At 67.9% G+C, this 8,130-nt stretch carries 7 protein-coding genes; all 7 read right to left on the reverse strand.

Annotated features, from left to right (window positions below; genetic code table 11):
- Positions 1–277 precede the first annotated feature (277 nt).
- The gene (locus RX333_RS16995; protein ID WP_316016155.1) at positions 278–868 is read right to left on the reverse strand and encodes a hypothetical protein; all 591 of its coding nucleotides are present in this window, start codon (positions 866–868) and stop codon (positions 278–280) included.
- 72 nt (positions 869–940) lie between these two features.
- The gene (locus RX333_RS17000) at positions 941–2,338 is read right to left on the reverse strand and encodes a TRAP transporter large permease (protein ID WP_316016156.1); all 1,398 of its coding nucleotides are present in this window, start codon (positions 2,336–2,338) and stop codon (positions 941–943) included.
- On the reverse strand, positions 2,338–3,033 hold the full coding sequence (locus tag RX333_RS17005; protein ID WP_410056098.1) for a TRAP transporter small permease: 696 nt from the start codon (positions 3,031–3,033) through the stop codon (positions 2,338–2,340). The genes RX333_RS17000 and RX333_RS17005 overlap by 1 nt, the downstream gene beginning before the upstream one ends.
- A 140-nt stretch (positions 3,034–3,173) precedes the next feature.
- The gene (locus tag RX333_RS17010; protein ID WP_316016158.1) at positions 3,174–4,175 is read right to left on the reverse strand and encodes a DctP family TRAP transporter solute-binding subunit; all 1,002 of its coding nucleotides are present in this window, start codon (positions 4,173–4,175) and stop codon (positions 3,174–3,176) included.
- Positions 4,176–4,392: 217 nt separating this feature from the next.
- Positions 4,393–5,733 carry a sigma-54 dependent transcriptional regulator gene (locus RX333_RS17015; RefSeq protein WP_316016159.1) on the reverse strand — a complete coding sequence of 447 codons (1,341 nt, stop codon included), beginning with the start codon at positions 5,731–5,733 and terminating at the stop codon, positions 4,393–4,395.
- Between the two features lie 10 nt (positions 5,734–5,743).
- Positions 5,744–7,564 carry a sensor histidine kinase gene (locus RX333_RS17020; RefSeq protein WP_316016160.1) on the reverse strand — a complete coding sequence of 607 codons (1,821 nt, stop codon included), beginning with the start codon at positions 7,562–7,564 and terminating at the stop codon, positions 5,744–5,746.
- Positions 7,565–7,595: 31 nt separating this feature from the next.
- Positions 7,596–8,130: hypothetical protein (locus RX333_RS17025; RefSeq protein ID WP_316016161.1), on the reverse strand; the 535-nt coding region annotated here is incomplete at its 5' end.

Consider the following 8,130-nt stretch of genomic DNA (forward strand, 5'->3'; position numbering starts at 1 on the left):
TAACCGACCAAACCACCCGCATATCCCTTCATCAAGATAGCGATTTCAAAGAGCGTCGCGTCCGTAAGGTCCTGTTTCCAGTCGCTTTCTTCAGCGCCCCGCGGTGTGGACTGTGTCGTCCCCGCCGCCGGTGAAGGGGTATCTATGGAGATTCCCCGGGGCCCGCAACAGCAATCTGACACAAAAATGCATTTTTTTGGCGAAAGCCAAATCCTGTCCCCGGACGCCGGGTCGCGGGCACGAAAATGTCGTCAGAGCGGTGGTTCGCGATGCGCGTCTAACCCAGCAGCATCCAGGCCCCCCAGGCCAGTGCCAGACCCACCACCGCGGCCGTGATCTTCCACTTCGGCTCGCTGAGCTTTTCCACGATCTCGGGCCCGATCAGCTGCGCCAGCAGCGCCAGGCCGAAATAGCGGATGCCCCGCGACAGGGCGACGGCGGCCAGGAACACCAACATGTTCGCACCCGCGGCGCCGGCCCCCAGCGTCGCGATCTGGAACGGCACCGGCGTGACCGACACCAGGAAGATGGCGAGGAAGGTCCCCTGCTCTCCCAGACGGTCGCGGATATCCTCGAGCGCGCCGGAATAGCCTGCCCAGTCGAGCGCGGGCTGCACAACAGGCTCGTAGAGCAGCACCGCGAGGCCGTAGAACAATGCCGCCCCGATCAGGCAGCCGACCCAGATCGCGACCGCGATGGGAATCGCCCGCTTGGGCTGCGTGGCCATCAGCGGCGCAACCACGATCTCCAGCGGGATCGGCAGCACGGTGCTTTCGAGGAAGGAGAGAAAGCCGACGCGGGTCAGCCCGCCACGACCTTCGGTGAAATGGTCGGCCCAGTGACGGGCCTTTGTGGTGAGCTTTCCCATGAACTCCGAACGCGAAGCGGGCGGCGAGGTTCCCCCGCCGCCCGCCCGCGCGTGCATTTCCCTGCGGGAAGGTCAGGGTTGCACGATCTCCGGCCCCAGCAGCAGCGTGGGCAGCCAGGTCGAGATCCACGGCACGTAGGTGACGATGATCAGGAACACGACCAGCACCATCAGGAAGGGCAGCGCCGCGCGTACCACCGACATCATCGGCATCTGCGCGACCCCCGAGGTCACGAAGAGGTTGAGCCCCACCGGCGGCGTGATCATCCCGATCTCCATGTTCACCACCATGATGATGCCGAGGTGAATCGGGTCGATGCCCAGCTGGATCGCGATCGGGAAGACCAGCGGCGCCACGATGACCAGCAGGCCCGACGGCTCCATGAACTGGCCGCCGATCAGCAGGATCACGTTCACCATGATGAGGAACGTGACCGGCCCCAGCCCGAGGTCGAGCAGCGAGCGGGCGATCTGCTGCGGGATCTGCTCGTCGGTCAGCACGTGCTTGAGGATCAGCGCATTCGCGATGATGAACATCAGCGTGATCGTAAGCTTGCCCGCCTCGAACAGCACCTTGCGCGTGTCGCGGTGAAACAGCGAGGTGACGAGCGCCCAGGGTTTCTGGAACAACGTCGCCCGCTGACCGCCCTCCTCACGCGCGGCGAGCGGTCCCATGTCGCGATAGATGAAGGTCGCGGCGATGAAGGCGTATACGGAGGCGACGGCGGCGGCCTCGGTCGGCGTGAAGATCGCGCCCGTCACGCCCGGGATGCCGTAGATGCCGATCATGATGATCGCGATCAGCATCAGGCCCCAGAAGGCGGACATGAAGGATTGCCCGACCTCGCCCCAGCCATGCCAGTCTCCCTTCGGCATGTTGCGCACGCGCGCCATGATGTAGATCGCCACCATCAGCATCCCGCCCGCGAGCAGTCCGGGGATGACGCCAGCCAGGAACATCCGCCCCACCGACACGTCCGTCGCGGTGGCATAGACCACCATGACGATGGAGGGCGGGATCAGGATGCCGAGCGTGCCCGCGTTACAGATGACGCCGGCGGCGAATTCCTTGGTATAGCCGACCTTCTGCATCGCGCCGATGACGATGGACCCGATCGCGACCACTGTCGCGGGCGACGACCCCGACAGCGCCGCGAAGATCATGCAGGCAAAGACACCCGCGATGGCGAGGCCGCCGCGTACGTGCCCAACACAGGCGATCGAGAACCGGATGATCCGTTTCGCCACGCCGCCCGTCGACATGAAGGAGGAGGCGAGGATGAAGAACGGGATCGCCAGCAGGGTCGAGTGACCGGCCATTGCCTGAAACAGCGACTGCGCGATGGATGCCAGCGAGGTGTCGCTGAGCACCAGCAGGAACAGGATCGACGACATCCCCAGCGCGATGGCGATCGGAACCCCGATCAGCAGGAAGACGATGACGCAGAGGAAGAGAATGACGACTTCCATCAGTTCCGCTCCTCTCGCGCGATCTTCTCGGCCGCTTCGTCGACCAGTTCCTCGGCCTCGTGGCTCACGATCAGACCGGAACTGGTGCCCAGCACGATTGCGACCGTCGCCTGGATCAGCCGATAGAGCAGCAGCGCCGCGCCGAAGGGCAGGATGACGTAAGGCAGCACGCGCGGCACGTATTGAAACGGCGGATCCTCGGGCAACAGCAGCCAAGGCTCCAGGAACCGCAGGACGTCGGGCATCGGGACGAATTCCGTCTCGTACCAGCCGTTCTGGCGCGTGTTCTCGTTCAGGCCCAGCGGGAACCACCGGCCCTCGGTCTGCGGCAGGTTGGCGAAGGGCGCCCAGTAGTCCCATGCGCCCTTGAGCAGCAGGAACGCGTAGATGATGCAGACGGCCGCGGCGAGCAGCGCCATGATCCGCTGGCTGCGGTCGGGAAGGCGCGCGGTCACCGCGTCGACGCCGAGATGCGCGGTGATCTTCACCGCATAGCTCATTCCGAAGAGCACGAGCCAGGCGAAGAAGTACTCCACCATCTCGGGGGCCCAGAAAATCGATGAGGAAAAGCCGTATCGCAATACGACGTTCACGAAGGTCATGATGACCATCAGGGCCATCAGCAAGGCGATAAAATTTTCCTCGAACGCATCGATGAAACCGCCGAGGCGGCCTCGATGACGAGGTGCGACCATGTTCATGTCTGTCCACTCCAGGGGCAGGGTCGGACCGTATCAGCCTAGAGTGCTGCGGTCATGCGGAGGGGGAGCGGCACCGACCGGGCCGCTCCCGTGCATCGGGGACCGCGCGCGGAACGCGCGGTCCTGACGCGCGATCAGTAGTTCGCGTTGATGGCCTGTGCGGCGTCGATGTTCTCTTGGCCGACATCCTCGACGAACTGGTCCCACACCGGGCGCATCGCCTGCACCCAAGCCTCGCGCTGCTCGGCGGTCAGCTCGCGAACCTCGCCGCCGGCGTCGATGATCGCCTGGCGGGCTTCCTGGTTCACTTCCTCGGAGGCCGCGTTACGCTCGACCGTCACCTCGTTGAGGATCGTGGCGAGCTGGTCGCGCACCTCGGGCTCCAGCCCCTGCCACCAGTCCTCGGAGGTCACGACCAGGTAGTCGATGATCCCGTGGTTGGTCTCGGTGATGCCGTCCTGCACCTCGAAGAACTTCTGCCCGTAGATGTTGGACCAGGTGTTCTCCTGTCCGTCGACGACGCCGGTCTGCAGCGCACCGTAAACCTCGGCGAAGGCCATCGGCTGCGGCGATGCGCCCAGCGCTTCCATCTGCGCGACCAGCACTTCGGACGGCTGCACGCGGAACTTCAGGCCATCCGCATCGGTCGGCATTTCCAGCGGAACGCGCGCCGACATCTGCTTCATGCCGTTGTGCCAGAACTCGAGGCCGCGGATGCCGCGACGCACCATGACTTCCTTCATCGCCTGACCGGCTTCGGAGTTCTGGAACTCGTCCACGGCCGAGATGTTGGCGAACATGAAGGGCAGATCGAAGATCCGGTACTGACGCGTGAAGCTCTCGAACAGCGACAGAGAGGGCGCTGCCATCTGCACGTCGCCCTGAAGCATCGCTTCGAGAACCTGCTCGTCGGTATAGAGCTGCGAGTTGGGGAAGACTTCCATGCACGCCGTGCCGTCCATCTCCTCGTTCACCCGCTCCATCAGCAGGTTCGCGGCGATCCCCTTGGGGTGACGGTCGGTGTTGGTGACGTGGCTGAACTTGATGACCATCTCGCCGTCGTCGCAATCGGCCATCGCCGGCATCGCGGTCATCGCGGTCGCGGCCAGTACGGCCGCCGTGGTGAGAAACTTCATTCGATCCTCCCGATCGTTGTTGACGGCGCGCCGGTGGTCGGCGCGCCCTTCCCGGTCCCGTCTCATGCGGGAACACGAGGGACAGACGGCCATGCCGGGGCGGGTGGGGTCAAGCATCGCCTGAGGTCGATTGCACTGCGGGCGCAGGTCATCGAACCCAAAGGGGCGCGATCCGACCCATCGCCCCGCCATCATGTGTGCGGATGGTGACAGGCCGTCAGTCGGGATCGGGCAGGAAGCTCTCGCGCGCCAGCCCGTAGCGCTGCATCTTGTCGTAGAGCGTCTTGCGGCTGATCCCCAGCGCCTCGTAGGTGGCCTTGGCATTGCCGCCCTGCCCCGCCAGCTCCGCCGCGATCGCCGCCCGCTCGAACCGCTCGACCCGCTCGGGCAGGCTCAGCGCCGGGCGCTCGGGCTCGTCCGCCGGAAACAGGCCGAGGCCCAGCACGTAGCGATCCGCGGCATTGCGCAGCTCGCGCACATTGCCGGGCCAGCGCCGCGCGGCAAGGGCCGCGAACTGCTCGGGGGTGATCTGCGGCACCGGCCGGCGGTGGCGCAGCGCCGCCTGGTTGACGAGGTGCTGGAACAGCCGCGGCACATCCCGCACCCGCGCCGACAGCGGCGGGATCTGCAAGGTCACGACCGCCAAGCGGTAATAAAGATCGGCGCGGAAGCTGCCCTCCTCGACCCGCGCCGCCAGATCCGCCTTGCTGGACGCCACGAAGCGGATGTCGAGCGGCACCGCCTCGTTCGAGCCGACCCGCTCGATCGCCCGCTCCTCGATCACGCGCAGCAGCTTGGCCTGCAACGCGACCGGCAGCGCGTCGATCTCGTCGAGGAAGACCGTGCCGCCGCGCGCATGCTCGAACCGCCCGAACCGCGCCTTGTGCGCGCCGGGATAGGCGCCTGCCTCGTGCCCGAACAGCTCGCTCTCGATCAGCGCATCGGGCAGTGCGGCCATGTTGATCGCGACGAAGGGCTTGTCCGCCCGCTCGCTCAACCGGTGCACCGCGCGCGCGGCCAGCTCCTTGCCCGCACCCGTCTCGCCCAGCAGCAGTACGTCCGCCGCCGATGCCGCGATGGTGCGCAGATGCGCGCGCAAGTCGACCATCACCGGCGTGCGGCCCACCAGCGTGCGCTCCAGCCAGTCGCGGCTCTCCAGTTCCGAGCGCAGGACCCGGTTCTCCAAGGCCAGCCGTCGATGCTCCAGCGCCCGCGTCACAGCGTCCGCCAGCCGATCGGTCTCGAAGGGCTTTTCGATGAAATCATGCGCGCCGCGGTGCAGCGCCTCCACGGCCAGCGGCACGTCGCCATGCCCTGTGATCAGGATCACCGGCAGCTCCGCATCCCGCTCGCGCACCGCGGCCAGCAATTCCAAGCCGTCCATGCGCGGCATGCGGATGTCGCTGACCACGCAGCCCGCGAAGTCGGGTCCGATCAACTCCAGCGCCCTCTCCGCGTTCGGGACCGACTGCACCTCGTGGCCCTTCAATTCGAGGCTCTGCGCAAGTGCATCGCGCACGTCCGCCTCGTCATCCACGATCAGGATCCGCTCGCCCATCTCTCAGCCCCTATTCCGCCGCAGCCAGCGCCGTGGCTCCGCGCGCCAGCGTCAGGGTGAAGCGCGCACCGCCCAGCTCCGCCCGGCCCACATCGATCCGCCCGCCGAAATCGCGCATGATGTTGTAGCTGATCGACAGCCCCAGCCCAACGCCCCGGCCCGGCTCCTTCGTGGTGAAGAACGGATCGAAGACCTGCCCGACCACCTCCGGCGCCACGCCCGGACCATTGTCGCAGACCGAGATCACGATTTCCGCACCCGCCTCGACGATCTCGATCTCCACCATCGGCGCGTCCTTCCCCTCGACCGCGTCGAGCGCGTTGCCGATCAGGTTCATCAGCACATGCTGCAACCGGATCGCCCCCGCGCGCACCGTCATCCCCGGCGCCAGCCCCCGGATCCGCGGCTTCACTCCCGCCCGCGCCAGCCGCGCGTCCATCAGCCCCAGCGCCTCCTCGAACACGGCGGCGAGCGAGGTGTCCTCCAGCCCCTCCGCCGGCTTGCGCGCGAAATTCGACAGCCGCCGCGACAGCTGCGCCATGCGTGCGGTCAGCCGCATCACCCGCGACAGGTTCTCGCGCGCCCGGTCCTCGCGCCCCTGCTCGATGAAGGCGGCGGCGTTCTCGGCATAGGAGCGGATGGCCGTCAGCGGCTGGTTGAACTCGTGGCTCAGCGCGGTGGACATCTGCCCCAGCACGGCGAGCTTTCCGGCCTGCACCAGATCGTCCTGCGTGCGGCGCAGCTCCTCCTCCGCCGCGGTGCGGTCGCGCACCTCGCGCGCCAGCCGCGTGTTCGCCGCGCGCAGATCGGCGGTGCGCAGCAGGACCTTCTTCTCCAGAAGCTTCCCCTCCCGCTCCCGCGCGCGCAGTCGGTCGAGCAGCATCCGCCGCCGCGCTGCGATCAGCAATCCGGTCAGCCCGACCACCGCCAGCAGCAGCCCGCCGACGAAGACCGCGACCAATGCCTGCGCGCGAGCGGGGGCCGAGGGCACCAGCATGTGCAATGTCCAACCTTCGGTGTTCACGGGCCGCGCGACATGCAGGAAATCCTGCTCCGCCCGGTCGGAGCGGTCGGCCCGCCCGCGCACGATCTCGTAGCCGCCGCCCGGCACGGTCGCGTGCAGCCCGGCCACCGGCGTCGCGGGCACCGGCGCATCCTCCGCCGCCTCGATCCGCGTCAATCTCAGATCGGGATGCCCCGACAGCACGACCGTCCCGCGCGCATCGGCGACAAAGACCTCGTCGGGGCTCAGCCGCATCTCCTCCTCGATCCCGGCGATATCCGCCGTCACCACGACCACACCCGCCACCGCGCGCCCGCGCCAGACCGGGAAGGAGAAGTGATAGCCCCGCGCGCCGGTGAGGGGATCGAACTCGAACCACCGGCCCAGCCGCCCCTGCATCCCTTGCACGAAATGCGGCTGACGCCCCATGTCGCGCCCGACGATGGTCTCGGGGTCGAGCCAGTCCGACGCCGCGACCACCCGCCCATCCGGCCCGATCAGGTAGCTTTCGCCCGCCCCGGTCGAATAGGTCCAGCTTTCCAACAGCAAATTGACCCGCTCGCGCAGCCGCGCGTCCCCCGGCGCGTCGAGCACGCGCACCAGCTCGGGATGGCGGGCATAGACCGAGGGCAACGCCCGGAACCGCCCGAGCCAGCCCGCGAGGTTCTCCCGCTGCAGCTCGATCGCGCCATCCGCCTCGGCGCCCAACTCGTCGAGATAATGGTCATGGGCCACGCTGAAGAGCGCGAGCATGACGAGAGCCGTCGCGCCCAGCACCAGGGCCGCGCGCGTCTTCCATCCCTTCAACCGTGTCAGCCGGGTCCGCATCGCGCGACATTAGCCGCATCGCGCCGGGGCGTCACCTCTGCTGCCACCCCTCCACGAGATGAAGCGAGAACCGCCGCTCGCCCCCCGCGTGGTCCGGCACGCCGTAGGCACCCAGCCGCTCGACCCGTGCGAAATCCCGCAAGGCATCCTCCGCCCGCATCGGCCAGGGCAGCAGGACGACAGCCGGGCCCTCGAGCGCCAACGGCCCCTGCAACCGCCGGACGGCCAGCGCCGCATCGTCGGGCAGGTCGAGCGACACCACCGGCAGCGCGGGCAGCCCGCCCCGCCACGCACAGGGCAGCAGAAGGGCCCGGTCCGGCGCGGCGAGCGCCCCTGCCCCTGCATCTTCCAGCGCGAACAGCACCTCCTCGCACATTGCCCCGTCCGCCCGGCGGTCCCGCCACGGATCGGCGGCGGCAGGCAGTCCCGCCCCGTACCAGTGATAGAGCGTGCCGAGCGCCAGCAGACCGATCCCCAGCGCCGCGGCGACGGCCCCCGCGGCAATGCCGCGCCCCGGCGCGACCGGGCGCGCCTCGCCCATCGGCGCGAGCGCCGCCAGCGCCATC

Origin of the sequence: Roseobacter sp. HKCCA0434, from assembly GCF_032464675.1 — a bacterium.
Classification (GTDB): domain Bacteria; phylum Pseudomonadota; class Alphaproteobacteria; order Rhodobacterales; family Rhodobacteraceae; genus Pontivivens.